The sequence below is a fragment of the Longimicrobium sp. genome, assembly GCF_036399255.1.
Lineage (GTDB): Bacteria > Gemmatimonadota > Gemmatimonadetes > Longimicrobiales > Longimicrobiaceae > Longimicrobium.
On record NZ_DASWNM010000047.1, the window covers coordinates 1 to 26839 of the forward strand.

Annotated in this window: 23 protein-coding genes; 1 reads left to right on the top strand and 22 read right to left on the bottom strand. The window is 69.5% G+C overall.

Annotated features, from left to right (window positions below):
* Positions 1–767: 767 nt before the first annotated feature.
* The gene (locus tag VGC13_RS07845) at positions 768–2048 is read left to right on the top strand and encodes a pyridoxal phosphate-dependent aminotransferase (RefSeq protein ID WP_331124678.1); all 1281 of its coding nucleotides are present in this window, start codon (positions 768–770) and stop codon (positions 2046–2048) included.
* A gap of 709 nt (positions 2049–2757) precedes the next feature.
* On the opposite strand, the gene VGC13_RS07850 is transcribed toward VGC13_RS07845, so the two are convergent.
* From VGC13_RS07850 to VGC13_RS07955, 22 genes are all read right to left on the bottom strand, one after another.
* On the bottom strand, positions 2758–3375 hold the full coding sequence (locus VGC13_RS07850) for a GTPase domain-containing protein (protein WP_331124679.1): 618 nt from the start codon (positions 3373–3375) through the stop codon (positions 2758–2760).
* A gap of 13 nt (positions 3376–3388) precedes the next feature.
* Positions 3389–3874: a hypothetical protein gene (locus VGC13_RS07855; RefSeq protein WP_331124680.1), complete on the bottom strand. Its 486-nt coding sequence runs from the start codon at positions 3872–3874 to the stop codon at positions 3389–3391.
* Positions 3871–4224, bottom strand: a complete 354-nt coding sequence (locus tag VGC13_RS07860) for a roadblock/LC7 domain-containing protein (protein WP_331124681.1) — start codon at positions 4222–4224, stop codon at positions 3871–3873. Before VGC13_RS07860 ends, VGC13_RS07855 begins: the two co-directional genes overlap by 4 nt.
* Positions 4221–5174, bottom strand: coding sequence for a roadblock/LC7 domain-containing protein (locus VGC13_RS07865; RefSeq protein ID WP_331124682.1), 954 nt, complete (start codon positions 5172–5174; stop codon positions 4221–4223). Before VGC13_RS07865 ends, VGC13_RS07860 begins: the two co-directional genes overlap by 4 nt.
* Positions 5171–6316 carry a DUF4388 domain-containing protein gene (locus tag VGC13_RS07870; RefSeq protein ID WP_331124683.1) on the bottom strand — a complete coding sequence of 382 codons (1146 nt, stop codon included), beginning with the start codon at positions 6314–6316 and terminating at the stop codon, positions 5171–5173. The genes VGC13_RS07865 and VGC13_RS07870 overlap by 4 nt, the downstream gene beginning before the upstream one ends.
* A gap of 3 nt (positions 6317–6319) precedes the next feature.
* Positions 6320–9061, bottom strand: a complete 2742-nt coding sequence (locus tag VGC13_RS07875) for a tetratricopeptide repeat protein (RefSeq protein WP_331124684.1) — start codon at positions 9059–9061, stop codon at positions 6320–6322.
* Position 9062: 1 nt separating this feature from the next.
* On the bottom strand, positions 9063–9683 hold the full coding sequence (locus tag VGC13_RS07880) for a chemotaxis protein CheC (protein WP_331124685.1): 621 nt from the start codon (positions 9681–9683) through the stop codon (positions 9063–9065).
* 636 nt (positions 9684–10319) lie between these two features.
* The gene (locus tag VGC13_RS07885; RefSeq protein ID WP_331124686.1) at positions 10320–12305 is read right to left on the bottom strand and encodes a chemotaxis protein CheA; all 1986 of its coding nucleotides are present in this window, start codon (positions 12303–12305) and stop codon (positions 10320–10322) included.
* 128 nt (positions 12306–12433) lie between these two features.
* Positions 12434–12796 carry a response regulator gene (locus VGC13_RS07890; RefSeq protein ID WP_331124687.1) on the bottom strand — a complete coding sequence of 121 codons (363 nt, stop codon included), beginning with the start codon at positions 12794–12796 and terminating at the stop codon, positions 12434–12436.
* 45 nt (positions 12797–12841) lie between these two features.
* On the bottom strand, positions 12842–13333 hold the full coding sequence (locus tag VGC13_RS07895; RefSeq protein WP_331124688.1) for a chemotaxis protein CheW: 492 nt from the start codon (positions 13331–13333) through the stop codon (positions 12842–12844).
* A 490-nt stretch (positions 13334–13823) separates the two neighbouring features.
* The gene (locus VGC13_RS07900; RefSeq protein WP_331124689.1) at positions 13824–14135 is read right to left on the bottom strand and encodes a hypothetical protein; all 312 of its coding nucleotides are present in this window, start codon (positions 14133–14135) and stop codon (positions 13824–13826) included.
* 187 nt (positions 14136–14322) lie between these two features.
* Positions 14323–14514 (bottom strand): hypothetical protein, encoded by a 192-nt coding sequence (locus VGC13_RS07905; protein WP_331124690.1) that lies wholly within the window; start codon positions 14512–14514, stop codon positions 14323–14325.
* Between the two features lie 135 nt (positions 14515–14649).
* Positions 14650–14937: a hypothetical protein gene (locus VGC13_RS07910; protein WP_331124691.1), complete on the bottom strand. Its 288-nt coding sequence runs from the start codon at positions 14935–14937 to the stop codon at positions 14650–14652.
* Between the two features lie 170 nt (positions 14938–15107).
* A complete protein-coding gene (locus tag VGC13_RS07915; RefSeq protein WP_331124692.1) occupies positions 15108–15416 on the bottom strand; it encodes a hypothetical protein in 309 nt (102 codons plus the stop codon).
* 597 nt (positions 15417–16013) lie between these two features.
* On the bottom strand, positions 16014–16337 hold the full coding sequence (locus tag VGC13_RS07920; protein ID WP_331124693.1) for a hypothetical protein: 324 nt from the start codon (positions 16335–16337) through the stop codon (positions 16014–16016).
* A gap of 686 nt (positions 16338–17023) precedes the next feature.
* Entirely contained in the window at positions 17024–18301 is a 1278-nt protein-coding gene (locus tag VGC13_RS07925) for a hypothetical protein (RefSeq protein ID WP_331124694.1), read from the bottom strand.
* A gap of 172 nt (positions 18302–18473) precedes the next feature.
* Positions 18474–18626, bottom strand: a complete 153-nt coding sequence (locus VGC13_RS07930; RefSeq protein ID WP_331124695.1) for a hypothetical protein — start codon at positions 18624–18626, stop codon at positions 18474–18476.
* Positions 18627–18876: 250 nt separating this feature from the next.
* Positions 18877–19833, bottom strand: a complete 957-nt coding sequence (locus VGC13_RS07935; protein ID WP_331124696.1) for an RluA family pseudouridine synthase — start codon at positions 19831–19833, stop codon at positions 18877–18879.
* 196 nt (positions 19834–20029) lie between these two features.
* On the bottom strand, positions 20030–20575 hold the full coding sequence (gene lspA, locus VGC13_RS07940; protein ID WP_331124697.1) for a signal peptidase II: 546 nt from the start codon (positions 20573–20575) through the stop codon (positions 20030–20032).
* A gap of 1155 nt (positions 20576–21730) precedes the next feature.
* On the bottom strand, positions 21731–24883 hold the full coding sequence (ileS, locus tag VGC13_RS07945) for an isoleucine--tRNA ligase (RefSeq protein ID WP_331124698.1): 3153 nt from the start codon (positions 24881–24883) through the stop codon (positions 21731–21733).
* A 289-nt stretch (positions 24884–25172) separates the two neighbouring features.
* Entirely contained in the window at positions 25173–26081 is a 909-nt protein-coding gene (locus VGC13_RS07950; RefSeq protein WP_331124699.1) for a hypothetical protein, read from the bottom strand.
* On the bottom strand, positions 26069–26758 hold the full coding sequence (locus VGC13_RS07955) for a HipA family kinase (RefSeq protein ID WP_331124700.1): 690 nt from the start codon (positions 26756–26758) through the stop codon (positions 26069–26071). Before VGC13_RS07955 ends, VGC13_RS07950 begins: the two co-directional genes overlap by 13 nt.
* Positions 26759–26839: the final 81 nt, after the last annotated feature.

The window sequence follows — 26839 nt, forward strand, 5'->3', positions numbered from 1 at the left end:
AATCTACTTTCGGATTGCTGGAGGGCAGACGCGGTAGCCGTGCCTGCTTCGCGGCTACGACACGGGCGGACAGAGCCAGTGCCGGAGCGGTGCGGCGGGGCACCAGCAGCAGACAGTAGATTTCTCAGTCGGCGCGCAGGATTTCGTGCGAGCCGATGGTGCGGTGTGGCGCCTCCTTCGAAATGACAGATCGGTGCGAGCGCAGGGGGATTCTTAGACACACTCTGAGGGAGCGCATACGCGTAACCAGAAGTCACACTACAGATTGCGCGCGACCGAAGGACCTGCTCTCCGGCGAAGCGGGGCCGGCTTCATGCCGCGGGACCAGCCCCGTCGTTCTGCTGGCGAGGTCCTTCGGTCGGCGCCAAGGTGCAGTGTACAAGCGAGGTACAGGGCGGCGCCTCCCTCAGGAAGTCAATCACGCAGGAGGTTTGACAACACCCTCTGAGGGAGCGCACTACGTGTAACCCGATTCCATACAACCGCCTGCGCGCGACCGAAGGACCTGCCCTCCGGCGAGGCGGGGCCGGCTCCATGCCGCGGAACCAGCCCCGTCGTTCTGCCCGCGATGTCCTTCCGTCGGCGCCAGGGTGCAGTGTACAAGCGAGGTACGGAGTGGCGCCTCCCTCAGGAAGTCAATCACGGGGTCAGGTTTGGCAACACCCTCTCAGGCCGCCGGTGAGGGCCCGACACCTTTCCTCCCCCCCTGCCCGCCGATAGTTTGCCGCGCGTCCCTGACCACGCGGTGTGCCCAGAACGGAGCGGAGATGAGCGACAGGCGTGTATCGACCATGGCGGGCGGCCTGGTGGGGTCCGAGATCCTGAAGATCGCGGCGGACATCCGCGCCATGGTGGCCGGCGGAACCCAGGTGTGCAACCTGACGGTGGGCGACTTTTCGCCCGCGCAGTTCCGCATCCCCCCCATGCTGGAGCGCGAGATCGTGGACGCGCTGCAGAAGGGCGAAACCAACTATCCGCCCTCCGAGGGCGTGCCCACGCTGCGCAAGGCGGTGGGCGACTTCTACCGGCAGTGGCTGGGGCTGGACTACCCGGTGGAATCCATCCTGGTCACCGGCGGCTCGCGGCCCGGCATCTACTCCGTGTACACGGCGCTGGTGGATCCGGCCGACACGGTGATCTACCCCGTGCCGTCGTGGAACAACAACCACTACGTGCACATGAGCGGCGCGGTGGGCATCCCCGTCGTGTGCCGCGCGGAGGACGCGTTCCTGCCGACCCGCGCCCTGCTGGAGCCGCACGTCCGCGGCGCGCGCCTGCTGTCGCTGAACTCGCCGCTGAACCCGTCGGGCACGGCGTTCACCGCCGAGGCGCTGGGCGAGATCTGCGACCTGGTGCTGGAGGAGAACGCGCGCCGCGGCCCGGACGAGCGGCCGCTGTACGTGATGTACGACCAGGTGTACTGGATGCTCACGTTCGACGGCACCACGCACGTGAACCCGGTGTCGCTGCGGCCCGGGATGCGGGACTACACGGTGTTCGTGGACGGCATCTCCAAGGCCTTCGCGGCCACCGGCGTGCGCGTGGGGTGGACCGTGGGTCCCGAGGACGTGACGAAGCGGATGATGAGCGTGCTGGGCCACGTGGGCGCCTGGGCGCCGCGCGCGGAGCAGATCGCCACGGCGCGGGTGCTGGAGGCCACGGACGCCATCCGCGAGTACCACGCCGGGATGACGGCGCAGGTGCAGGCCCGCCTTCACGCGCTGTACGATGGCGTCCAGGCGCTGGGGGCGTCGGGCTACCCGGTGGAGGCCATTCCGCCCATGGGCGCCATCTACCTCAGCGTGCGCTTTTTCCTGCACGGCTGGCGCACCCCCGCGGGCGCCGAGCTGCGCACCAACGACGACATCCGCAACTACCTGCTGGATTCCGCCGGCCTGGGCGTGGTGGCGTTCCAGGCGTTCGGGATGATGGAGGACACCGGCTGGTTCCGCCTCTCCGTGGGCGCGGTGTCGATGGACGAGATCAAGACCACCTTTGCGCGCCTGGGCCCCGCCCTGGAGGCCCTCGCCCGTCCGGACGCGGCGTAGGACGGAGGGTTCTGCGCGAGCGGCAGGGCGCCCCCACCGGCTCGCCCAGGCTCGCCACCTCCCCCAAAACCGCTGGGGGAGGTTGGGGGGACAGATGGATCGCGGTTCGGCGACGAAGGCCGAACCGCGCCCGACGGGGTGCCCCTCCCCCGGCCCCTCCCCGTTCGTTCCTCACGGAGAGGGGAGAATTCGATCCCGTGCCGGCTGGGTTCTGCGCGAGCCCCGGGCGCCCCCACCGGCTCGCTTAGGCTCGCCACCTCCCCCAAAACTGCTGGGGGAGGTTGGGGGGACAGATGATCGCGGTTCGGCGACGAAGTCCGAACCGCGCCCGACGGGGGCCCCTCCCCCGGCCCCTCCCCGTTCGTTCCTCACGGAGAGGGGAGAATTCGATCCCGCTCCGGAGGCTGTGGATCGCGTCACCCTCCCCCGCGCTGTTTGCGGGGGAGGGCCGGGGTGGGGGGCGCCGGCGGACGCAGTTCGATCCCGATCGACGAACCGCAAACCGGCCCCACACCCAACCTCCCCCGGCAGTTTCGGGGGAGGTGGCGAGCCTGGGCGAGCCGGTGGGGGCGCCCGCGGGTCGCACCCCACCCCGCCGACACACGCACCCTCCCCCGCCCCGCGCGGAAGAGGGTGAATCCCGCCCGACGGCCTGCCGAGCGCGGCTTGCTGTAACCTGTCCCCTGTAACCTGTAACCTATCCGTCCGCCTATTCCGCCGCCGCCTCGGCCACGCTGCGGCCAAAGCGCTGCGACAGGCGGCGCAGCACCAGCTCGCTGATCCCCTTGAGCGTGTCGAAGACGCCGATGCCGCCCAGCGCCTGCGCCTCGAAGCGCGGCAGGTCGCGGTAGTTCAGCAGGTCGTCCATCTCGTCCAGCGACATCACGTCGGGCAGGTCGCGCTTGTTGTACTGGATGACGATGGGGATCGTCCGCGGGTCCACGCCCTGCTCCAGCAGGTTCACCTGCAGGTTGCGGAAGCTTTCCACGTTCTCGTCGCGCTGCGCCCGCTGGCTGTCGGCCACGAACACCACGCCGTCCGCGCCCTGCAGCACCAGCTTGCGGGTGGCGTCGTAGTACACCTGGCCGGGCACCGTGTACAGCTGGAACCGCGTCTGGAACCCCGAGATGGTCCCCAGGTCCAGCGGCAGAAAGTCGAAGAACAGGGTACGGTCGGTTTCCGTGGCCAGCGACACCATGCGGCCGCGCCGGTCCTCGGGCACCTGGCCGTGGATGTACTGCAGGTTCGTCGTCTTTCCGCTGCGTCCGGGACCGTAGTACACGATCTTGGACGTGATCTCGCGGGTGCTGTAGTTGACCAGCGACATAAGCCTCTATCAGTCAGGCGGACGCGCCGCCGAACAGGTTTTCCAGCCCGGCTTCCAGGTCCCGCTCGAACGCCCGCGCATTGGCCGTGGGCCGCACCTCGCTCCACCCCGGCAGCCCCGCCACCTGCGCGGTGAACTGCGCGAAGAACACCTGCACCAGCCCGATGGACGAGTCTTCGCCGAACACCGCGATCACGATCAGGTTCTCGGCCGGCGTGCGAAAGGGGCCGATGAACACCTGCGCCTGCGCGCCGCCCTGGTGCAGGTGCCCGAACCCCTCCATCCCCAGCAGCTCCGCCAGCGCGCGGGACGACGCGTGGATGCCGGCGCCCAGCGCGGCCACCCCCATCACGTCCAGCGCCCGCGCAAAGCCGCGCTGGGCCAGCACCTGCCCGCTCTCGTTGATCAGCAGCACCAGCCGCAGCCCGGCCTCGCGCGCAAAGCGCTCCACCGGCGCCTCCAGCGCGCCCACGAAGTCGGCCAGGTCGCCGCGCCTCATGCCAGCGCCTCGACCACCTTCTGCGCCTCGAGCCGCACCAGGCCCACGTTGGTCCAGCTTTCCGCGATCACCACCAGCAGCAGGTCGCCCAGCTGCGGCGGCGCGGCGGCAAAGAGCAGCCCGTCCTCGCCTTCCACCTGCATGTACGCCGCGCTCCCGAACTCCGCCGCCTGCACCGACCGCCGCGCGCGGCGAAAGAGCGAGGCCACCAGCGCCGCCGCCGCCGGCCCGGGGACGCCGACCATCAGGTCTTCCTCGACGATCAGCCCGTCCTCGGCCGCCACAACCATGGACCCGCGCACGCCGGTGATGCGGTTGACGCGCTGCAGCAGCGCCCCGTACGCGCTCACGCCCCGCCTCCCGCGCCCAGAAAGCGCAGCGCCGCGTCGCGCGCCCGGGCGGCCACGCGCAGCGTCCACCCCGTGGGCACCTCGCGCCGCCCGGCGACGGCGATCATCCCCTCCCCCGCGGGCGCCAGGCGCACGACGGCGTCCGGGGTCTCCACCAGGATCCCCTTCCACGCGCCCAGCCCCAGGTGCCCCAGCGCGCGCCCCGCCTCGGACGACGCGCCGGAGAGCACGGCGGCGATCTCCGCGCCCCGGTCCACGCCGGACACCATCATCTGCCCCGCCAGCACGAAGCCCTGGTCGTCCAGCAGCACCGCGCCCACGATCCCCCGCTCCGCCGCCAAGGCGTCGAACTCCCCCAGCACCGCGTCGAAGTGCGACTCGCCCGGCGCTCCACCCGGCGCGGCCGCCGGGATCGGCTGGACCGCGGACGGAACCGGCGCGGCGGGCGGAGCGGCATCCGGCGTCCTCGCAATCGCGGCCGCCGGCGCGGGCGCCGTCCGCGGCGGCAGGGCGGATTGGGCGCCGCGGCCGGCACCCTTCGACTTTGCCCACGCGTCCTCCAGCGCGCCGCGGACCTCCTGGTCGAAGGCGTCGTTCTCCAGCGCCTTTTCCAGGTGGCGGACGGCGGCGGCATGGTCGCCCCGCGCGTGGGCCACCAGCCCGATCTCGCGCCGCGAGCCGTGGTGCTCCGGGTCCAGCGCCAGGGCGATGTCCCACTCGTCGAACGCCTTGAGCGCGTCGCCACCCTCGCGGTAGAGGAGACCCAGGAGGTAGTGCGCCTCCACGTGGTCCGGATGCTTTTCGAGCCCGCGGATGCACAGCTTGAGCGCGGCGTCGTGGCGCCCCTGCCGGCGGTACGCGTCGGCCAGGGGGAGGAACGAGAGGGAGGCGGGGTCCGCCGCCACCTCGTCGCTCCACTGGCGCACCTGCGCCGGGGTGGCGGCGCTCACTGGCCCTCCTCGTCCATCACGGACAGCAGCGCGTCGGCCGCGTCGCGCGCGCGCTCCGCACGGGCACGGCGGGGGGCGTCGCCCGCGTCGTCCAGGCGCAGGTACGTGTCCCACGCCTCGCGGGCGCGGTGCAGGTCGCCCGTGTGCGCCGCCGCGAAGCCCATCTGGTAGTGCACCTGCCCAGCGAGCGGGTCCAGCCCGGCCGCGCGGCCCAGCGCGATCAGCGCCTCGCCCCAGCGCCCCAGCCGGCGGTGCGCCTCGGCGAGCAGGGTGTAGACCTCGGCGCGGTCCGGGTGCGCCCGCGCCAGGTCGTCCAGGATGCGCCGCGCCCGGTCGGACGCGCCGTCCGCCAGCGCCAGCTGCGCCTCGCCCAGGGCGTCGCGCAGGGGGCGCTCCAGCGGGGCGGCGGCGGCGGGGGCCGGCGCCTCTTCCAGCACGTCCACCACGCCGGTCGAGGCCAGGCCGTAGACGATCTTGGCGACGTCGAAGTCGCTGCGCCCCAGCGCCGCCGCGATCAGCTTGAGCGGCCGGGTGCCGTCGATCTCGGCCAGCACCTCCCACTCCGTCGGGTGCAGGTCCAGCGTGGGCCCGTCCGGCGAATCGGCGACGAGGACCGGGATGACCCCCATGTGGGGGACCTTGGTCTCCAGCGTGGACCACTCGTCCACCCGCCGCGCCGCCTCCATCAGCAGCGATTCGGTGGATACGCGCACCGAGACGTTGCCGTTGGAGCCCGGCGGCCCCTCCTCGAAGCGGAAGTAGCCGTCCTTCCACTGGATGAGCTCGAAGACGATCTCCTGGATCTGGAAGCGCAGCTGGCGGCGGATGTCGTCTTCCGACACGATTCCCTGCTCCACCAGCACCGTGCCCAGCGCGCGCCCGGGGGCGATCTGCTGCGCGCGGCGCGCCGTCTGGATCTGCGCCTCGGTCACCTTGCCGGCACGCAGCAGCAGGTGGCCCAGCCGGTCGTGCACCGACGACAGCTCCGCGCCCACGACGGCGCCCCGGTCGAAGCGCACCAGCGCCGGCCGGTGACGCCCGCCCTCGGGGGCAATGCTCAGCGTTCCCGTCTTGCGCGACAGGTCCAGCAGCTGGAACACGTCGGTCAGCGCCAGCTCGCGCAGCGGCCCTTCGATCGCCATCCGCTACACCCCCACGCCCGCCTCGGTGTGGAACACGCGCGCCATGTCCAGCGCCATCGCCACGTTCTGCCGCGCCCCTTCGGCGTACGGCCCGGCGGGGTCCGCCTGCACCGCCGTGCGCCAGTGCTCGATGGCCTCGCGAAAGCGCCGCTCCTCGGCCGCCAGCACCCCCAGCTGAAAGTGCGCGTCCGCCCGGTCGGGGTCAAAGCGCAGCACGCGCGTGAACGCCCGCCGCGCGTCGTCCTTGCGCCCGTCGTCGCTCAGCACCTGGCCCAGCAGCACCAGCGCCTCGAAGTGGTACGGATCGCCCGCGAGAAGGTCCACCAGCGCCCCCACCGCCTCGCCGAAGCGCCCGCCGCGGCGCAGCGCCGTCGCCAGCAGGTACGCGGCCTCGGAATACGTCGGCAGCACGTCCAGCGCCGCGCGGCACTCCGCCACCGCCTCGTCCACCCGTCCGGCGGAAAGCAGCAGCCGCCCCAGCTCCACGCGCGCCGCCACGAAGTCGGGGTCCAGCTGCACGGCGCGGCGCAGCGCCCGCTCGGCATCCTCCTGCCGCCCGGCGGCCAGCGCGGCGCGGCCCAGGTGGCGCAGCAGGCCGGGGTCGCGGGGAGACAGCTCGCAGGCGCGGGAAAGCACGCGCACGGCGCCCTCGGACTCGCCCTGCAGCAGCAGCACCTCGCCCAGCACCTGCAGGTTCTCGCCGTGGTCGGGCTCGCGCGCGTGCACCACGTCCGCCGCCTCGCGCGCGTCCGCCAGGCGGCCCAGGCGCAGCAGGGCGCGGGCGCGTCCGGAGAGCGCCTGCGCGTGCTCCGGCGTCCAGCCCTGCCCCTCGAGCCTCGCGTGCGCCGCGTCGAAGCGCTCCAGCGCCTCGCCGTCCAGCCCCTGCCGCAGGAAGATGCGCGCGGTGAGCAGCGCCGCCTGCACCGGGTCCGCCCCGGCGACGGCCACGCGGCGGATCTCCGCCAGCGCGCGGTCCAGCAGCCCCTTGCTCAGGTAGTCTTCCGCCAGCGCGAACGCGTCCGCCGCCGGCTCGGGCGCATCCTCCTTCTTCGGCTGCAGCTCGGCGAAGATGGAGTCCAGCGCGCCTTCCTCGAAGCTGAAGCTTTCGACCCCGCGCTCTTCGCCGCTGATGCGCTCCGCCGCGTCCAGCTCCGGCGCCAGCACCTCGGCGTACTCGAACTGCAGGTCGATGGACAGCTTGTAGCGCGGCGTGGTGTAGTACGGGTTCAGCTCCAGCGCCCGCTTGGTCTCGCGCAGCGCGCCTTCGAAGTCGCCCAGGTTGGAGAGGACGAAGGAGAGGTTGTAGCGCGCCTCCGCGTGGTCCGGATCGCTTTCCACCGCACGGACGAAGGCGTTGCGCGCCTCCTCGTAGCGCCGCGTCTCCATCAGCACCGCGCCGATGCCGTTCCACGCGGCGGCGGCCTGCGGGTTGGCGCGCAGGGCGGCCCGGTACGCGTCCAGCGCGGCGCCGTGGCGGCCGCGGCGCAGGTACATCAGCCCGCGGTTGCACCACGCGTCGGTGAAACCCGTGCGCAGCGTCACCGCCTCGCGGAACGACGCCTCCGCGCCGTCGGGGTCGCTGCGATGGAGCCGGACCACGCCCAGGTTGTTCCACGCCAGCGCGTACGCCGGGTCCATCTCCAGCGCGCGCCGGTAGCTGACCTCGGCGTCGGCGATGGAGCCGGACTGGTGCAGGCAGACGCCGCGCTCGTTCCACAGCTTGGGGCTGCGCTCGTCCTCGGCCAGCAGGCGATCGTACAGGTCCAGCGCCTGCCCCGCCTTGCCCTGAAGCAGGTGCACTTCCGCCATGGCCTGGCGGGTGAGCCCCGGCTCTTCGCCCGCCTCGAGCGCGCGGGTGAACTCGCGCAGGGCCTCTTCGTACAGCCCCTTCTGGCGAAAGGCGATGCCCAGGTTGTAGTGGGCCAGCACCTCGCCGGCGGCCACCTCGGGACGGCGGACGCGCCCGCCCACCAGCTCCTGGTAGCGCGCGGACGAGTAGCGGTCCAGCGACAGGTTGGTCTGGGCCTTGGCGTAGTTGGGGTTCAGCACCGTGGCGCGGCGGCTGCTGGCGCCCGCGCGGTCCATGTCGCCCATGTCGCCGTGCACGAAGGCCAGCACGTAGTGGGCGTCGGCCAGGTCGGGATTCAGGTCGATGGCGATCGTCAGCTCGCGCAGCGCCTCTTCGTTGAGCCCGCGGTTGTAGTACAGCTCGCCCAGGGAGAAGTGGAGCACCGCGCTGTCGGGGTCCATCGCCAGCGCGCGGTGGAACCATTCCATGGCCGCCTCGAAGTGCCCCCCCGCCTTTTCGGCCTGCCCCAGCTGAATCAGGGTGGCCAGGTCGTCCTGGTCGGTGGCCAGCACGCGCCGCAGCTCGGCGACCGCGCCCGCGCTGTCGCCGGTGTTCAGGTACGCCTGGGCCAGGCGCCGACGGGCGTCCGCGTCCGTGGGATCTTCGCGCAGCCGCTCGCGCAGCTCGCTGATCATCCGGTCGTAGAAGCCCGTGTTGAAGTAGGCGATCTCCAGGTTGCGCTGGGCCACCTGCATCTTGGGGTCGATGGCCAGCGCCCGCTGGAACTGGGCGATGGCCTCCTCGTACATCCCCTTGTTGAAGTACAGGACGCCCAGGTTGTTGTGGGCGCCCGCGTCGGCCGCGTCGATGCGCTGCGCGAAGCCGCGGAGGATGCGGAGGTCCCGCTCCGAGTGGGGCGGCCGGGCGGCCGCTTCGGGGGCGGCGGGTTCCGTCACGTCAGGCCAGACGGATGGATTGCAGGATGATCTGCAGCGACTCCACGTCGGGAAGCAGCAGGAACTGCCCCATCACCTTGTCCTCGTTGGCCATCTGGAACTCGGTCTGAATGCAGAACACCACGTCGCGCTCGTGCCCGAAGTTGGTGTACGCGGTGGTCATTACCGCGCCGCACAGGTCGATGACCAGCGAGGGCACGCTGGGCAGCAGCATGAGCCCCATGAAGTCGCTGATGGCGTTCATGTAGGCGGCGCTCAGGATGTTGCCCGCCTCCTTGATGGCGCTCTGCTCCAGCTCCCCGAAGACGGTGGCGCTCCCCTTGGGGCGGTGCAGCAGCATCTCGGCCAGGCGCATGGCGGCCGGGCGGGGAAAGATGAGCAGCGTGCGGCCGGTGAGGTCGCCCAGCATGTGCATCAGCACCGCGGCCACCACCTCGTCGGGGCTGCCGATGGCGTCGGGAACCTCCTCCAGCGGCACCACCTGCAGCCGGGGGACGTTGATCATGATGCGGGTGTTGGTCATCTGCGACAGCGCCGTGGCCGCGTGACCCGCGCCCATGTTCGACACTTCGCGAAGCCCGTCCAGCTGCACCGCCTGCAGGTCCCGCAAGTCGATCGTCATCGGACGTTGATTCCCGTGTACAGTTCGAGTGCCGCCGTCGAGTACCACGTATCCACCACCATCACTCCGTCGCGCTCCGGCAGGGTCCGGGCTGCGTCCGCGGGCGCCCCCTCCGCTCGCTCAGGCTCGCACCTCCCCCAAAACTGCTGGGGGAGGTTGGGTAGCCGATGGATCGAGCCTCGGCGAAGGGCATCACACTGCGCCCGCGGGGGTGCCCCTCCCCCGGCCCCTCCCCGTTCGTTCCTCACGGAGAGGGGAGAATTCGACTGCGCTCCGGAGAGTTCCTCGCTGCGTCCGCGGGCGCCCCCTCCGGCTCGCCTAGGCTCGCCACCTCCCCCAAAACCCTTGGGGGAGGTTGATCTTCACGCGCTCCGGGCCCCGTGTCTCGCGTCACCCTCCCCCGCGCAGTTTGCGGGGGAGGACCGGGGTGGGGGGCGCCGGCGGACGCAGCTCGGAGCTTTCTCAAGCGCCCCAAGACCAGCCATGCAGTCCGCGAAGGCGGACTTTGCGCCTTTCCAGCGGCGAATTCATTCGCTCCTGGGGCGGACGCGCGCCGCGGGTTAGCTCAGTCGGTTAGAACACCGGTCTTACACACCGGGGGTCCAGGGTTCGAATCCCTCAGTGCCCGCCGTCGCCCTACCCCGCGTGCGCCGCCGCGCCCAGCAGGCTCCCGGCGTCCAGGATCAGCGCGGGGCGGCCGTCGGAGAGGATGGTGGCGCCGCTGAACAGGCGCAGCGTATCCGCGGTGGCGTCAAAGGCCTTCACCACGATCTCCTGCTGGCCCAGCAGCTGGTCCACCTCAAGCCCCACGCGCTGCTCGCCCACTTCCAGGATCACCGCGGCGCGCTTGCCCTCGGGGCGCGTGCCGTTGGTGCTCAGCAGGGCGCGCAGCGAGTGCAGGGGAATCACCTCGTCGCGCAGGTACGCCACCGGGCGCCCCTTTACCGCGCCGATCTCCTCCGGCTGCAGGTGCACCGTCTCGCCCACGTGCGTCAGGGGCAGCGCGTAGGTCTCGCCGCTCTGGCGAACCAGGAGGGCGCGGACGATGGCCAGCGTCTGTGGCAGCTGCAGCGTCATCGACGTGCCCTGCCCCGGCTGGCTGGCGATCTCCAGCATCCCGCCCAGCGCCCGCACCCGCGTGGCCACCACGTCCAGCCCCACCCCGCGGCCCGACACGTCCGTCACCGTCTCGGCCGTGCTGAAGCCGGGGCGGGTGATGAGGCGCGCCACGTCGTCGTCGCTCATCCCCCGCGCCTCTTCAGGGGTGACGAGCCCGTTGGCGAGCGCCTTGGCCAGCACCTTTTCGCGCATGATGCCGCGGCCGTCGTCTTCGACGCGGATGACGATGCGGCTGCGCTCGCGGGCGGCGGACAGGCGCAGCGTCCCCGTCTCGGGCTTGCCGGCCGCGCGGCGCTCGGCGGGCGACTCGATGCCGTGGTCCAGCGAGTTGCGCAGCAGGTGCACCAGCGGGTCGCCGATCTCGTCGAGCATCGAGCGGTCCAGCTCGATCTCCTTGCCCTCGATCACGAAGTCCACGCGCTTGCCCAGCGACCGCGCCGCGTCGCGCACCAGGCGCGGAAAGCGGTCGAACACCTGCCAGACGGGCGCCATGCGGGCCTGCATGATCTCGTCCTGCAGCTCGCCGATGAGGCGCGCCGCCTGGTCGATGGCGTCGGCCAGCTCCGGCTGCGCCACGGACGAAAGGCGGCGCATGCGGTCGCGTACGATGACCAGCTCGCCCACGCCGTTCACCAGCGCGTCCAGGCGGCGCAGGTCCACGCGGATGTTGCGCGCCCGCGTCGCCGCACCGCCCTGCGCGGCCGCGCCGCCGTCCGCGGCAGCCGCTTCCTCTGCGGCGGCGGGGGCGTCCATCAGCCCCTCGGCGATCTCTACCTCGCGGATCTCGCCCGCGGACCGCAGCGCCGCCTCGATCTCGTGCCCCGGCGCGGAGGAGCGGAGGACGAAGCGCACCGTCCCCGCGAAGCCGGGCTCCTGCATGGCCGCCTCGGACGGCTCCAGGCTGGTCACCGTCCCCAGCGCGCGGGCGGCGCGAACCGCCATGAAGGCGCGCACCCCCGGCAGCGCCGACCCCGGGTCCACGGTGATGCGCACCCGCATCGCCGCGTCCTCGCCCGCCTCCGCCACCTCGTCCGCGGCCCACGCAATGGCCGGAGCCGTAGAGGCCGCCGGCGCGGCGGACGCGATCGGCGGCGCGGGCGCGTCCGACCGCGATGGCGCGCCGGTGCCGCCCAGCAGGGCCCGCAGCCGCGCGACGACGGGGGCCACCGTGCCGTCGTCCTCGCCGTCTTCCACCGCCAGCTCGATGCTCTGCTCCAGCGCGTCGCAGGCGGCGAACAGCGTGTCGATCAGGGGGGCGTCGGCGGTCATGCGCCCCTGCCGCACGCGGTCCAGCAGGTCTTCCATCTCGTGGGCCAGGTCCGCCACGGCGCGGTAGCCCATGGTGGCCGACATGCCCTTGATGGTGTGGACGGCGCGGAACAGCCCCTCCACCGCGTCCCGGGAGCGCGGATCGCCCTCCAGGGTGAGCAGCAGGTGGTTGATCGCGGAGACGTGCTCGCGCGACTCGCTCAGGAAGAGCTCTGCGTACTGGGACAGTTCCACGAGGGCAGTGCGTTAGTGCGTGAGTGCGTCGGTGCGGAAGTGCGTGCGGAGCGGGATGCCGGCTTCCGCGGAGGAAAGCCGGCCGCCGTTCAACTCCCGCACTCACGCACTGCCGCACTCCCGCACTTTCATCCCAGAACCCGCTGCACCGCCTCCAGCACGCGCGACGGCTGGAACGGCTTGACGACGAAGTCCTTGGCGCCGGCCTGGATGGCCTCGATGACCAGCGCCTGCTGGCCCATGGCGCTGCACATCAGGATGCGCGCGGCCGGGAACTCCTTGACGATCTCGCGCACCGCGTCGATGCCGCCCATGTCGGGCATCACGATGTCCATCGTCACCAGGTCGGGCTTGAACTCGCGGTACTTCGCGACGGCCTGTACGCCCGTCTCGGCCTCGGCGACGATCTGGAACCCGGCCTGGGTGAGGATGTCGCCGATCATCGTCCGCATGAAGATCGCGTCGTCGCAGATCAAGACGGTCTGGCTCATTGGGCTTCCGTTGGGGGTGCCGGGTTGGGGCGCAGAGTGCCCGGTTCAGGCAGACAGGATGGGGGCTAGGATCTCGTCGGGATCCACCGCGACGAACAGCTCGCCGTCGGTTTCTCCCACGCCGCGCAGGTACGCGCGGTCAATGCGCAACGCCCGCAGCGCGTCGGCCGCGTCCCGCAGTGCGGCCGTGTCGACGCTCACGATGCGGGCGACCTCTTCGACGGCCAGCCCCGCCAGCTTTCCCCGGTGCTCCACGATGACGATGCTGTGGTCCGGGTTGGCCGACGCGGGCGCAAGGCGAAGACGGGCGCCCAGGTCGACGACGGTGACGATGCGCCCGCGCAGGTTGATGAGCCCGCACACGTGCGGTCCGCTTCCCGGCAGCGGCGTGTACGGCCGGGCCGGGATGATCTCGCGGATGCGGTCGATGGCCACCGCGAAGCGGTGCTCGCCCACCACCAGCAGCGCCATGCGCTCCAGGACGGCCTCGTCCGCGGCTCCCCCCGGCGGTGCCGCCTGCGTGTCGGTTGGGAACATCAGCGCCGTGACGTGTCGCCTGGAATGTGAGCCGACAGTATAGCGGGGGCGCGTGGCGGCGGTCAAGAAAGGTGCGGGAGTGCGGGAGTGCGGGAGTGCGGGAGTGCGGGAGTGCGGGAGTGCGGGAGTGCGGGAGTGCGGGAGTGCGGGAGTGCGGGAGTGCGGGAGTGCGGGAGTGTGGGAGTGCGGGAGTGCGGGAGTGTGGGAGGCTGGATGCGCGACGGGTCTCCGTGCCCGAGGGCGGCGGACACCCGTGCGCTTGGAGACGGACCGCGGTCAGCGCACCGCGGTGCCGGTCGCAGCAGCAGTCAAAGCTGGCCGGGCAGTCGCACGGACGGCAGGTTCCAGCGCGAGACACCGAGGCGGCGTCATGCTCGCCTGGCGCCCGGCGCCCGCACTTCACAACGGGTGGCAACATCCTCTTACGGACGAGGGGCCGCCTGGCTGACGCCAGACGGCCCCTCCAACGGCCACGGCTTTTGCCGCTCCGCTACTGCTGGTAGTCGATGCAGTCGCGCGGCCGGCACGAGTCATAGCACGACGCGCCGCACGTGTCGTAGCAGGTGGCGCCCACGCACGTGCCGTTGCAGCTGGCGGCGCAGGTGGGGCACGCCGGGCAGGTGGCGTCGTCGCAGGTGTACGCGCAGGTGTTGTAGCAGGTGGGGCATCCCGGGCAGGTGCACTGGGTGTTGCAGGTGCAGGTGCCCTGCTCGCCCACCACGGTGCCCTTTTCCCTGACCGTGCAGGTGGTGTCGAAGCTCTCCACCCCCAGGTCGTCCAGTTGCAGCTTCAGCTTCTTCACTGTGGATCTCCGGTCGCAAGGTGATGATCTCCGCCTTCATCCAGGCTAATTTTTTAGCACACCCGCCGGCGGAGCGTGGCGCGTGCAGGTGAACGATGCCGCATCACCTCCATCATGCCAATCTTTGTGTGACGGCCCGTGCAGTGGCATGACGAGAGGCGGCGGGGCTGGGCGAACGGCGCGGACCCTACATGCCGCAGAGGCGTGGGCGGCAGGTTTCGTAGCAGGTACGGCCGCAGGTGTCCCAGCAGGTGAACTCGCACGTCCCGCCGCAGCTCACCGACCGCGTGGCGGTGCGGGTCCGCGGGCGGGGCGCGGGCCCGGCCACCTCGAAGCTCTCCACCTGCACTTCGTCCAGCCTTGGCCTGGACTTGCTCACGAGACGGACTCCGGTCGCGACGAAAGGTGGATGCGGCTCCGGACGCACAGGCGGAGGGGACATCCAGAGAGACCAGACGCAGAGCGGGGCCGCCCGGCGAACGGATCCGGGCGGCCCCATTCATACCTCAGCGCATCACGGGCAGATGGCGCTGGGGTTGCACCGCGGGTTCCAGCAGGTTCCGCCGCACGAGTCCAGGCAGGTGTAGCCGTCGCAGGTGCCGTTGCAGCTTTCCGCGCAGCTGGGATCGTCGCAGGTGTACACGCAGGTGGCGTCGTCGCACGTGATCGCGCAGGTGTGATCGTCGCAGGTGTAGGCGCAGGTGCACTCCTCGCCGAACACCGTCCCCTGGCGCTTCGCGGTGCGGCTGGTGTCGAAGCTCTCCACCGTCAGGTCGTCCAGGTGCAGCTTGAGCTTGTTCATGGTGCCGTCCTTCGCTCGAGGTTCGGTCCGCCCGCGCGGGCGGACCGGGTGGGGAGGGGGCGCCGGCGCTGCCGCCGGGTGCCCCGCTCCGTGGGTCGGGCGTCCTCAGCTTCGGTGAAGATCCCGCGGGCCGTTCGGCGCCGCGGGCGGGCGCCGGTCCGGGGGCCGGCTCAGGGGCAGATGCTGCTGTCGTTGCAGCGCGGGTTCCAGCACGTGCCGCCGCACGACTCCGCGCACGAGTAGTCGTCGCAGGTGTTGACGCAGGTGTCCGCGCAGGTGGGGCACGCCGGGCAGGTGGCGTCGTCGCAGGTGTACAGACAGGTGTTGTAGCAGGTGGGGCATCCCGGGCAGGTGCACTGGGTGGCGCAGGTGCACGTGCCCTGCTCGCCGAACACGGTGCCCTCGCGCTTGCGCGGCTGCGCGGTGGTGTCGAAGCTCTCGATCGCGAGATCTTCCACGGACAGCTTCAGCTTGTTCATGACCGGTCTTCTCCGCGTGAGGAGGGTGGCATTCGCTCCGTCCTGGTTGGCCGCACACGCGTGACGGAGCCCTCGTGTGCAGCTGGATGATGCCACCGTCTGGCGCCGCTCTCTACGCTTGCGTGACGAACGGTGCGGAGGCGGGATGGACGGCGATCCGGCGCGCGGAATGGAGAGCGGACGATGGCAGGATTCCGCCGGAGCGCGCCGTTCAGGGAGATCCGCCGTACGCCGTCCATCACGAGCCGGCGCTCCGGGCGGATGCGATGGGGCCTCATCGGCCCGGAACGAAAAATCTCCGGCGCCGCGGGGGGCGGCACCGGAGACGAGAGGGAGCGGGAGCTACGTGCCTGCCAGCCCCGCGGTCCTGAAAACGACACGACCCACCGGGGCTGATCAGCGCTCCTAGAGCGGTTTGCGATCTGGTTTGCAGTCGGTAGGCCGCGTCGATCTCGCGAATTTCCACGGTTTGTGCCCGGCAGGCGACTACAGACTGCCCTGCAAACCGCTCTAAAGCAGCGGAGCCAACGGAAAGCTTTCCTCCGTTAACTCCGTTGACTCCGTGTGAGGCGATCTTTGGGGGGACTCGCGACGGGATCAGCCGCCGCGCGCCCACTCCGCGGCGGCGGCAAGGTCCGGCGGCAGCGGCGCGTCGAAGCGCATGGGCTCGCCGGTGCGGGGATGGGTGAAGCGAAGCTCGGTGGCGTGCAGGAACTGGCGGGGGACGCGCCGGGCCAGCCCCGCCGCCCACGCGCGCTCCGGCCCGCCGAAGCCGCGATGCCGGTCCGGCGCGTAGGTGCGGTCGCCGACTACCGGGTGGCCCAGGTGCAGCAGGTGCACGCGGATCTGGTGCGTGCGCCCGGTATCCAGCTCCGCGCGCAGCAGCTCCGCCGCCCGCCAGCGCTCCAGGCGAATCCGCACGTGCCGACCGTGAGTGACAAAGCGGCGGAGGCCGCATTCCTGATCGCGGCCGTGCGCCGGGAAGTTGCGCGGAGCTCTATCCGTGCGGTCGCCACGAAGGCGGGGGTAAGCCACGGCGGTATCGCCAATCTCGTGACCGGGAAGTACCGCAGCCTCTACGGAACGACCCTCAGCAAGCTCCGGACTGGTATCTGCGCCAATGGGCCTCCGGCGGCGACGGCCTCACGCCGGAGGTTACCGCCTATTTGATCGAGGAGATGCTTGCAGCGGTTGCACCAGGCGAACGCAAAGCCGCTGCGCTAGAGCTGGTGCAGGGGTTGGAGCGGATCTATGCAACCCACGGCGTACCTCGCCCGGCGTGGCTCAGCGTCGTGCGGAATGAATATCAGGGGACGGCGACACAAGGGCCGGGGACTGAGAGAGAATCCTAGAGGGGGTTCGGGTTCGGCGCCGAGCGGGGGGCTTGTCCCCCCAGCCCGGCGCAACGGTCTTTCGAACCAGCGGGGGCGCCGCGGCGGGTGTGGCGCGCCCCCTCCGCTCGCCTGGGCTCGCACCTCCCCCAAAACTGCTGGGGGAGGTTGAACTTCGATCCCGATACAACACGCACTGGTCTGCGTCAGCGGGGGCCCCTCCCCCGGCCCCTCCCCGCACAAACTACGTGCGGAGAGGGGAGAACGGCGGGTGCGTCAGCGCGCGGGCGGGGGCGGGGAGGCGAGGATGGCAGCTTTGAACGCGTCCCAACGCTCCCAGTCCAGCTCGCGCATGGGCTCAGGGTGCTCGTAGTAGGCGTAGACTACGTTGGTGTCCACGAGTGACGCCACGTAGACCACCACGTACCGGCGGCCGTCCTTCTCCCCCTCCACGATCAGGACCGGGTAGCCGTTGATCCGGTGGCGTTCCAGCGACACGGCCGTAAAGCCCCGCGCCTCGAAGTTGGCCTTCATGGTGCTGACGTCGCGCCCGTCGTCGCCGATGAAGCGGTCGGTGTCCACGTCGTAGCTCACGTTCGGGGTCAGGGCCACGGAGTAGAACCCGTCGTGCATGGTGTGCAGGTTGGCGGCCAAGGCGGCGGTGTCGGCGGGGCTGGCCCAGAACGTCCGCGTCGCCTGGTCTCGGGACCGCACGGCCACGTAGCCGGCCGGGATGCGAAAGCTCACCGGCAGGTCGTACAGAAAGCCGCCGCGCGTAAACTCGCCAAAGCCCACGTCGCGCATCGGCTCGGGATCCTGGGCGCGGCCGCGGGCGCCGCTGCATCCGATCCGCTCCCCGGCGCACCGGTCGCGGTTCGGCCCGCGGGCAGTCGCCCTCACCTGAAGCGTTGCCGCGTCGAGGCGCACCTCGTACGATGCGGTCGCGGTGATCGCCGCCTGGTCGGTGCACGAGCGGCTGGTCCCGCGGGTGCAGTATTCGTTCACGCTGAACGTGAGCACGTCCGTGCTCCCCATCCACTGCGGCTCGCTCGTGAGCCGCCAGATCTTCGTGCCGACGACGCGTTTCAGTTCGTTGGGATCGACCACGGCGGGCTCCCAGCCGAGGTGGTTTCCTATGAGGACTCTCCTCGACTGCAGGTCGATGCTCACGAACGAGTCGCCTGAGTACGAGCAGTGCACGACCATGTGCCGCTGGGACGGGCTCAACAGCGTACGTTGTGGGGTGCAGAGGATTTCCCGCCGCGACACGAACGTCTCGGTATCCAGGAGGTACAATACATTCGCGCCATCGGCGTCGACGGCGATCGCGGCAGCGAGCGGCGAGGACGGAGACTGGGAAATCCTGAAGCGCGCCACGTGGGGGTGGGCGGTCACGGCTGGCGAGAACGCCCTCCCCCGATACTGGAGAGCTCCTTGCTGGGTGTAGGTGAAGCCGTTGAGGGACGCTCCTTTCGTGACTTCGAAGTCGGCGCCCTGGGCGTGCACCAGCGAAGGGGTGGCGATGATGGCCAGGAGCATGATGACGAACCGCATGGCTGCCTCACTTTCGTGCGGATGAAGGCTCGCTCGCGCGTTGAAACACGCAGAAGAGTGCTCGTCACGTGAGCGACGAAAAAATGCTCGCCCGGTCGGTCAAGGCTGGTGCGAGACCCGCTGGAAGGGGTACGGAGTGGGCGATTGGATATATTGGGAAACTCCCCTGGAATCAACGCGAGACCGGTCGAATAAACGGCAGCGATGGAGTGGAGAAGAGTGTAAAGTAGAAATTGATGTTCCGCAATCGAAGGTCCTTGCGTTTCTTCGTCAGTTCCCGTTCCAGGTCCGCCTGTTCCCCTTCATCGGCGTTCAGCAGCTCCATTCCCAGCAGCGACCACGCCCGCGGGCGTTGCGTCTCTGAAGCGGGGAAGGAGGCGGGGTGTTCGCAACCGGCATCGCCCGGCCGGGTTATGGGACAGGTTCTGGGATAGGTTTACCGCAAAAACGCGGCATTTCAGCGCGGGAAGTCCGGTTGGCCCTTCCGGAACATCAAGGATTCACAGGGTTTTCGGCATCCGCGCCGATTCCTTTGACTCCGTGTGAGGCGATCTTTGGGGGGACTCGCGACGGGATCAGCCGCCGCGCGCCCACTCCGCGGCGGCGGCAAGGTCCGGCGGCAGCGGCGCGTCGAAGCGCATGGGCTCGCCGGTGCGGGGATGGGTAAAGCGAAGCTCGGTGGCGTGCAGGAACTGGCGGGGGACGCGCCGGGCCAGCCCCGCCGCCCACGCGCGCTCCGGCCCGCCAAAGCCGCGGTGCCGGTCCGGCGCGTAGGTGCGGTCGCCCACCACGGGGTGGCCCAGGTGCAGCAGGTGCACGCGGATCTGGTGCGTGCGCCCGGTATCCAGCTCCGCACGCAGCAGTTCCGCCGCCCGCCACCGCTCCAGGCGAATGAAGCGCGTGCGCGCTAGGCGGCCGTCCGGCACCACCGCCATCCGCTTGCGCTCGGTGGGGTGCCGGCCGATCGGCGCATCCACCGCCACCTCGTCCTGCGGCAGGTGCCCCCATGCGGCCGTCAGGTACGCGCGCCGGATTCGCCGCGCCTTGAGCTCGGCAGAAAGGGTGCGGTGCGCGTCGTCGTGCTTGGCCACCACCATCAGCCCCGACGTGTCCTTGTCCAGCCGATGGACGATCCCCGGCCGCAGCACCCCGCCGATCCCCGACAGGTCACCCACGGCGTGCAGCAGCGCGTTCACCAGCGTCCCCGTGGGGTTGCCGGGCGCGGGGTGGACGACGAGGCCGGCCGGCTTGTCGATCACCAGCAGGTCGTCGTCCTGGTGGACGATGGCCAGCGGAATGGCTTCGGGGGCAAGGTGCGACGGGGCCGGCGGGGGGATGCGGACTTCGATGCGGTCGCCCGGGGCCGGGCGGTCGCGTTTTTTGGGCGCCGCGCCGTTCAGGGTGACGCGGCCTTCCTCGATGAGCTGCGTGGCGCGCGAGCGGCTTACGTCCAGCTTTGCGGCGAGCCACGTGTCCAGCCGCTCGCCCGCGTCGTCGCCGGCCAGCAGCTCGATGCGCTCCTCAGCCGCCATCGCCGCCACTCGCGACACGGGAACCTGCAGGAGCCCCCGCCGTGTCATCCTGAGAGAGGCGCCCCCCCGCACGCCCGGAGACACGAGGCAGCCGGTGCGCCGACCGAAGGATCCTTGTCCGGAGCGCCCCGGACGTTGCCTTGCGTCGGCCCAAGGATCTTGCCTGCATCACGGAAGCACCGGGCGGGACGCCGCCTCAGACGGTGGCATCCGTCTCGTGCTCCAGCTTCTGCTCTTCGCGCCACAGGCTCACGGCCAGCAGCAGCGCGCCCACGGTAACGCCGATGTCGGCCACGTTGAACACCGGCCAGCGCACCGACCCAAAGCCGATGTCGAAAAAGTCCACCACCCCGCGCGAGCTGCGGATGCGGTCGATCAGGTTGCCGATGGCACCGCCCGTGACCAGCGCGATGGAGACCAGGCGCGTCCGGTCCGCCCAGGGCGTCTGCCGGTACATCATGTACAGCAGCACCGCCGCGGCCACGGGGAGGATGCTGAACGCGATGCGCGACCACTCGCCCAGGTGAATTCCGAACGCGGCGCCGCGGTTGAAGATGTAGGTAAGGCGAAAGAAGTCGCCGATCACCGGCACGGGATCGTACAGGCGCAGCGAGCGCTCCACAATGTACTTGGTGAGCTGGTCGATGGCGATCAGCCCCAGCGTGAGCGCCAGGTACAGCGCGATCTTCTTGCGCGCCTCTTCCGGCGTGTCGGGCCGCACCACCGGCCGCGTATCCGTCATCGTTTCGCTCATCTGGTCACTGTCTGAAGATGCATCCAACCGGCTCGCCCGCCCCGACGTCCCGGGAGAGGTGCCGCACAGGCCTTTCCCCTGCCCCAAGGCGCGCAGGCAGCCGTGTGGCTTCTGCCGGTCGCGCGAGCGCCCCCTGACGTCACTCCTCGCACCCCCATCTGTCATTCCGAGGGAGCACACCCCGGCACCTTGCCCTACCACAGGATCCGGCGCGCGACCGAGGAATCTACTTTCCGTTTCCTCGTGGCGTGTCGCGACACCCCGAACCGGCCCTGTCTGGCCGTTTCGCCGCCGAAGCGATCGTGCGGGCTGCCGCGTCCGGCCTCACCCGAGCCGACGGTAGATTCCTCGGCCCTGCAACCTTCAGCACATTCGTCCGGTCCCAGTGCGGCCGGGCCTCGGAATGACAGTTCCCGGTTCAAATCAGCAGGGGTCCAGTACGCCGCTCACTCAGGAAGTCACTGGACCCACCCCCATCTGTCATTCCGAGGGAGCGCACCCGGCACCCTGCCCTATCACAGAACCGGGCGCGCGACCGAGGAATCTACTGTCCGTTTCCTCGTGGCCGGCCGCGGCACCCCGAACCAGCCCTGTCTGGCTGTTTCGCCGCCGCAGCACTGGCGCGGGGCTGCCGCGTCCGGCCTCGCGCGAGCCGACAGTAGATTCCTCGGACCTGCAACCTGCGGCGCGAGCGTCCGACTGCAGTGTGGCCGGGCCTCGGAATGACAGTCCCCGGTTCAATCAGCATGGGCACAGTACGCCGCTCACTCAGGAAGTCACTGGACCCCACCCCGATCTGTCATTCCGAGGGAGCGCACCCCGGCACCTTGCCCTACCACGGAACCCGGCGCGCGACCGAGGAATCTACTTTCCGTTTCCTCGTGGCCGGCCGCGGCACCCCCGAACCGGCCCTATCCGGCTGTTTCGCCGCCGCGGCACTGGCGCGGGCTGCCGCGTCCGGCCTCGCGCGAGCCGACGGTAGATTCCTCGGCCCTGCAACCTGCGGCGCGAGCGTCCGATTGCGGCGTCGCCGGGCCTCGGAATGACAGACGCTGCTTCGTTCAGCAAGGCGCGACGCGCTGAATGACGCAGGCTTCACCGCATGCGGAGTGAGGAGCGTGCCCCTCCACTCCGCCTGCGCGGTCAGCGCGCCACGCGCGCGATGGCGACGTTGCCCGTCACGCCGTCCAGGTCCACCTCGCGCGAGGCTTCGTATCCCTCGAAGTCCGTCACGGAGCCCGTCTCCAGCTCCACGGCCAGCGTCTCGGCGGCCACGAACTCGCCCCAGGCGCGGGACACGTCCAGGATCTCGCCGTCGCCAAAGATGCCCAGGCGAATGCGGTCCTGCACCTGCAGCCCGCTTTCCTTGCGCAGGTTCTGCACCCGGTTCACCAGCTCGCGCGCCAATCCCTCCAGCCGCAGCTCCGGCGTGATGGTGGGGTCCAGCGCCACGGTGAATCCGCCCTCGTCCATGGTGGCGAAGCTTCCCTTTGCGCTCTGCACCACGTCCAGGTGCTCCGGCGCCAGCGCCACCGACTCACCGTCCGCATCCACCGACAGCGGCTCGCCGCGGCGGAAGGCGGCCAGCGCGGCCGAGTCCAGCGCGCGGATGGCATCCGCGATCTTGGGCGTACGCTTGCCGAACGCCGCGCCCAGCGCCTTGAAGTTGGGCTTGGCGCTCAGCGTCACCAGCTCCTCCGCGCGGTCCATGAACTCCACCGCGTGGACGTTCAGCTCGTCGCGCAAAATCTCCAGCAGCGCCGCGTCCACGCCGTAGCCGTCGGGGACCACCGCGTACAGCGCGCCCAGCGGCTGGCGGACGCGGATGCTCACCGCGTCGCGCGCCGCGCGGCCCAGCGTCGAGAGCGTGCGCACCGCCTGCATCCCCCGCTCCAGCCCGGCATCCACGGCGGCGGAATCCGTCGCCGGGAAGTCCGCCAGGTGCACGCTTTCGCCCGTCAGCGCGCGGTGCAGCCAGTCGGGAAGGAAAGGGGCGAACGGCGCCATCAGCCGCGCCACCGTCACCAGCGCCTGGTGCAGCGTGGCAAAGGCCGAGCGCGTGTCGGCCGCGTCGGCGCTCCCCCAGAAGCGGTCGCGCGAGCGGCGCACGTACCAGTTGCTCAGGTCGTCGATGACGAAGTCGCCGATGGCCCGCACCGCGTGCGTGAGGTTGTATCCCTCCAGGTCGTCCGTGACCTCCGCCGTCACCGACGCCAGCCGCGAAAGCAGCCAGCGGTCCAGCAGCGAGCGCTCCGCCGGCGCGTCCGCGTCCGCCGTCCATCCCTCCAGGTTGGCGTAGAGGGCAAAGAAGCGGTACGTCTGGCGCAGCGTGTCGAACGTCTTGCGCTGCACCTCCTTTACGCCTTCGGGATCGAAGCGCTTGGGAAGCCAGGGGTTGGACGACGACAGCAGGTACCAGCGGATGGCGTCGGCGCCGAACTGGGCTATGGCCTCCGCGGGGTTCACCGTGTTGCCGCGGGACTTGCTCATCTTGAGCCCCTTGGCGTCCAGGATCAGGTCGTTGACGACCACGTTCCGGTACGACGGGCCCCGCCCCAGCAGCGTGCTGATCGCCAGCAGCGAGTAGAACCACCCGCGCGTCTGGTCTACCCCCTCGCAGATGAACTCCGCGGGGAACTGCCGCTCCTGCTCGTCCTTGTTCTCGAACGGGTAGTGGTGCTGCGCAAAGGGCATGGCGCCGCTGTCGAACCACACGTCGATCACCTCCGGCGTGCGCCGCATCGTCCCGCCGCACTGCTCGCACTTCCACTCCAGCTCGTCCACGTACGGACGGTGCGGATCGGGAAGCTCGCTGCGCCCGCTCTTGCGCTTCAGCTCGTCGAACGAGCCGATGAACTCGATGTGGGAGGGCTCCGCGTCGCACACCCACGCGGGGAGCGGCGTGCCCCAGTAGCGGCTGCGGCTGATGGCCCAGTCCACGTTGTTCTCGAGCCACTCGCCAAAGCGGCCGGCGCCCACCTCGGGCGGATACCAGTTGACCTGCGCGTTGTTGGCCAGCAGCTGCTCGCGCACGGCGGTGGTGCGGATGAACCACGAGTCGCGCGCCATGTACAGCAGCGGGCTCTGGCACCGCCAGCAGTGCGGGTAGCTGTGCTCCTCGCGCGACGACTTGAAGACCAGCCCGCGCCCCTTGAGGTCGATGAGCAGGTCCGTGTCCGCGTCCTTGACGAAGCGCCCGCCCACCAGCGGCAGGTCCTCGCGAAACGCCCCGCGGTCGTCCACCGGCCGCAGCACGGGAAGGCCCACGCTCTGCCCCAGCGCATAGTCGTCCGCGCCAAAGGCGGGGGAGATGTGTACGATCCCCGTTCCGTCGTCGCTGCTGACGAAATCCGCCGTGTACACGTGCCACGCGTTGCGCACCTGCTCGTCCGGAACACCCGTGGGCTGCACCCAGTCGAACGGCCGCTGGTACGCCAGCCCCACCAGCTCGTCCGCGCGGTACGAACGCGTGATCTCGGCCTCTTCCGCGAACAGCGCCGGGACGCGGGCGCGGACGAGGATGTAGCGCCGCCCCTCGCGCGCCACCTCCACGTACTCCTCCGACGCGCTGATGGCGAGCGCCACGTTACTGACCAGCGTCCACGGCGTCGTCGTCCAGACGAGCAGCTCGCGGCCGTCCGGCTGCCCGTCGTCACCCAGGACGGGCATCGTCAGGTACAGCGACGGGTCCTTGACGTCCTTGTAGCCCTGCGCCACCTCGTGGCTGCTGAGGCCCGTGCCGCAGCGCGGGCAGTACGGCAGGATCTTGTGGCCGCGGTAGAACAGGCCGCGCTTGTTGATCTCGGCCAGCAGCCACCACACCGACTCCACGTAGTCCGGGTGATAGGTGACGTACGGGTCGCTGTAGTCAAGCCAGTACCCGATGCGGGCCGAGAAGCGCTCCCACTCGTCCGTGTAGGTGAGCACCGACTCGCGGCACACCTCGTTGAAGCGGGCGATGCCGATCGCCTCGATTTCGCGCTTGCCGCTGATCCCCAGCTTTTTCTCGGCCTCGATCTCCACGGGCAGGCCGTGCGTGTCCCAGCCGGCCATGCGGGGCACGTAGCGCCCCTGCATGGTGCGAAAGCGCGCCACCGTGTCCTTGATGGTGCGGCTGAGCACGTGGTGAATGCCGGGGCGCCCGTTGGCCGTGGGCGGGCCCTCGTAAAAGACGAACGGCGTGCCGTCCGCCGTCTTTTCGAGGCTGCGGCGAAAGGTGTCCTCGGCCTGCCAGCGGCCCAGGACGTCGTCTTCCAGCGCGGTAGCGGTCGGAGGCAGCTCGGGAAACTTGCTCATCGGGTCCGGTCTGATCTTTTTCTTGCTGGGATTCAGAACCGCTGAAGTTAACAAGTGGGGGAAGATTCGGACACCGGGGCGGGGGTTGCGCCGGGGGATAGGGGATCGGCGACGGAGTTTGAACTGCGTCGGAGAGTGGCCCCTTCTCCTGACCTCTCCCCCAAACTGCGGGGGAGAGGTGACGCGAGCCGGACGGACAGTGCGTCTGCGGCTGTGTTCAGGTCACGTCCGGGATGGCGCATTTAGCTCATGTGCCAAATGCAAGGCTGAACAGACGAGTGCGGAAGTGCTAATGCAGGAGCGTTGCAGCCGCCATACGCTCATTGAGGAATCGCTCGCGGTCGAACGTATCTTCCCAATTTACAATCCTTGTCCCCTCGACGCTGCGTAGGGCAGCGCCGCCAATCTTCTGCGCATACTCATTCGTGGCTGCTGTTGTGTAGTGCACAATTGCCACTAGATCGACATCGTACGCAGCAGAATTAGCCTGCCTAATGTCTCCGAACATGAATGCGGTTGCAAGCGCGTGCTCCCGTACCTTGTCCTCCCCGTACGCGCTGAAATCCACGTCCTCCATAACGGTTAGCTTTCCGTTCAATTGGGAGAAACTAGGACGGTGGGGCTCCGGAAGGCTGCCAGAGACAGGCGCATTCACCTTGATCAGCGGCGTGAATTCATCAGCAGGCGCACCTCGACGCACTTGATGGATTAATCCGCGCTGCTGAAACGTGCTCTTGACGGCTCGGAACAAGTTCGTCCGCACAACAGGGGCATCTGGAGCTTGATCTACGTCCTCCACACCGCTAGCACCCACCAAACGCCCGTAGAGAATACGCGCCACGTCCTCACATGTAGCTTCATCTTCCTCCGGGACGTACGTGCCGCCGGTATGAACGGAAAACATATCGCCACCATCCGCCAGGAAAGCAGCAATCGCACGATCTGCAAACACACTAGGGAAAAAACGCGCGCTATTAACGCGCTGAACGGTACGCTGCCAATGGGCGTGCCACTCAGCATAAATAGCCCCGTGCTCCTGGAGATCGGGCGTGAGCCGCAAATCTAGATCCCCATTGCGCTCGCCTGCGAAACGCATTGCCGCGCGCGTCTCGCTCGCCACAAACACACCAATGTTCCGGGGCTCGCGTCGGAACAGGTCCGGCGTGTACTTGGCTACGGCATATCTCATGTTGCCCATAGCAGCCCCCAGTCAGTGACCCCTCTGAAAAGTTTTTTGTTTTCACGCACCAATGCGTCAATATTATCCCGTCTATGCAGCAGATAATCGTATCCGTCTCGCTGCACGTGCTTCGGCAAACCTAGGCTATCTGCATTGCTTAGAATCTCCTTAACGTAATCATTGTTCACGTTTTTGATTCTCGCAACCCACTTGTCAAAGTAATCTGGATTTGGTAGTACGTCAAGCAAACAGTGACGGGCACCGAACTGGCCAATTATGCCGAGCTTACCAGCGTGTCGCCTTCGGTAATCCGTGTAATAGAAAAGAGAATGCGAATGATCAAAAATGGTGAGTTTGTGTGGCGGACGCTCACGCTGATAGCTGATATTGCGCCGGTGCCGATCATCGTTTGCAATCCAAATGTCAAACAAGAGCACGCCTGCACAAAGATCCGGCGCTTCGGCCATGGCAATGATGGGATCGATAGGCGGGAGCTTTGCGCCTGCCAACGTGGCGCTGAGCGAACAAAACACCGGGCGGGTTGTCCGCTTGATGTATGCACAAAAGTGCGGGGGCATGGGGAGCCGGATATGCTGCGCCAATTCCGCCGCAATATACTCGTTCGCTACAGCGAAGGGCGGAGGTGTGTCCATCTTGGCATAGATACCCGCCTCCGTGCGAAACGTCTCGAACACCCCCGACTCCTCGGGCGATAGCTCTACTAGCGTTCCGGTCAATTCATAAAATCCAACTGACACAATAGAGTCGGGTGGAGG

Coding starts and splice junctions, on each gene's coding strand:
- ileS (WP_331124698.1), bottom strand. CDS start 24,883: ATGAGCAAGTTTCCCGAGCTGCCTCCGACCGCTACCGCGCTGGAAGAC.
- VGC13_RS07895 (WP_331124688.1), bottom strand. CDS start 13,333: ATGTTCCCAACCGACACGCAGGCGGCACCGCCGGGGGGAGCCGCGGAC.
- VGC13_RS07935 (WP_331124696.1), bottom strand. CDS start 19,833: ATGGCGGCTGAGGAGCGCATCGAGCTGCTGGCCGGCGACGACGCGGGC.
- VGC13_RS07850 (WP_331124679.1), bottom strand. CDS start 3,375: ATGTCGCTGGTCAACTACAGCACCCGCGAGATCACGTCCAAGATCGTG.
- VGC13_RS07930 (WP_331124695.1), bottom strand. CDS start 18,626: ATGGAGCTGCTGAACGCCGATGAAGGGGAACAGGCGGACCTGGAACGG.
- VGC13_RS07855 (WP_331124680.1), bottom strand. CDS start 3,874: ATGAGGCGCGGCGACCTGGCCGACTTCGTGGGCGCGCTGGAGGCGCCG.
- VGC13_RS07950 (WP_331124699.1), bottom strand. CDS start 26,081: ATGGGCAACATGAGATATGCCGTAGCCAAGTACACGCCGGACCTGTTC.
- VGC13_RS07845 (WP_331124678.1), top strand. CDS start 768: ATGAGCGACAGGCGTGTATCGACCATGGCGGGCGGCCTGGTGGGGTCC.
- VGC13_RS07925 (WP_331124694.1), bottom strand. CDS start 18,301: ATGCGGTTCGTCATCATGCTCCTGGCCATCATCGCCACCCCTTCGCTG.
- VGC13_RS07870 (WP_331124683.1), bottom strand. CDS start 6,316: ATGGCGATCGAAGGGCCGCTGCGCGAGCTGGCGCTGACCGACGTGTTC.
- lspA (WP_331124697.1), bottom strand. CDS start 20,575: ATGACGGATACGCGGCCGGTGGTGCGGCCCGACACGCCGGAAGAGGCG.
- VGC13_RS07880 (WP_331124685.1), bottom strand. CDS start 9,683: ATGACGATCGACTTGCGGGACCTGCAGGCGGTGCAGCTGGACGGGCTT.
- VGC13_RS07890 (WP_331124687.1), bottom strand. CDS start 12,796: ATGAGCCAGACCGTCTTGATCTGCGACGACGCGATCTTCATGCGGACG.
- VGC13_RS07915 (WP_331124692.1), bottom strand. CDS start 15,416: ATGAACAAGCTGAAGCTGTCCGTGGAAGATCTCGCGATCGAGAGCTTC.
- VGC13_RS07910 (WP_331124691.1), bottom strand. CDS start 14,937: ATGAACAAGCTCAAGCTGCACCTGGACGACCTGACGGTGGAGAGCTTC.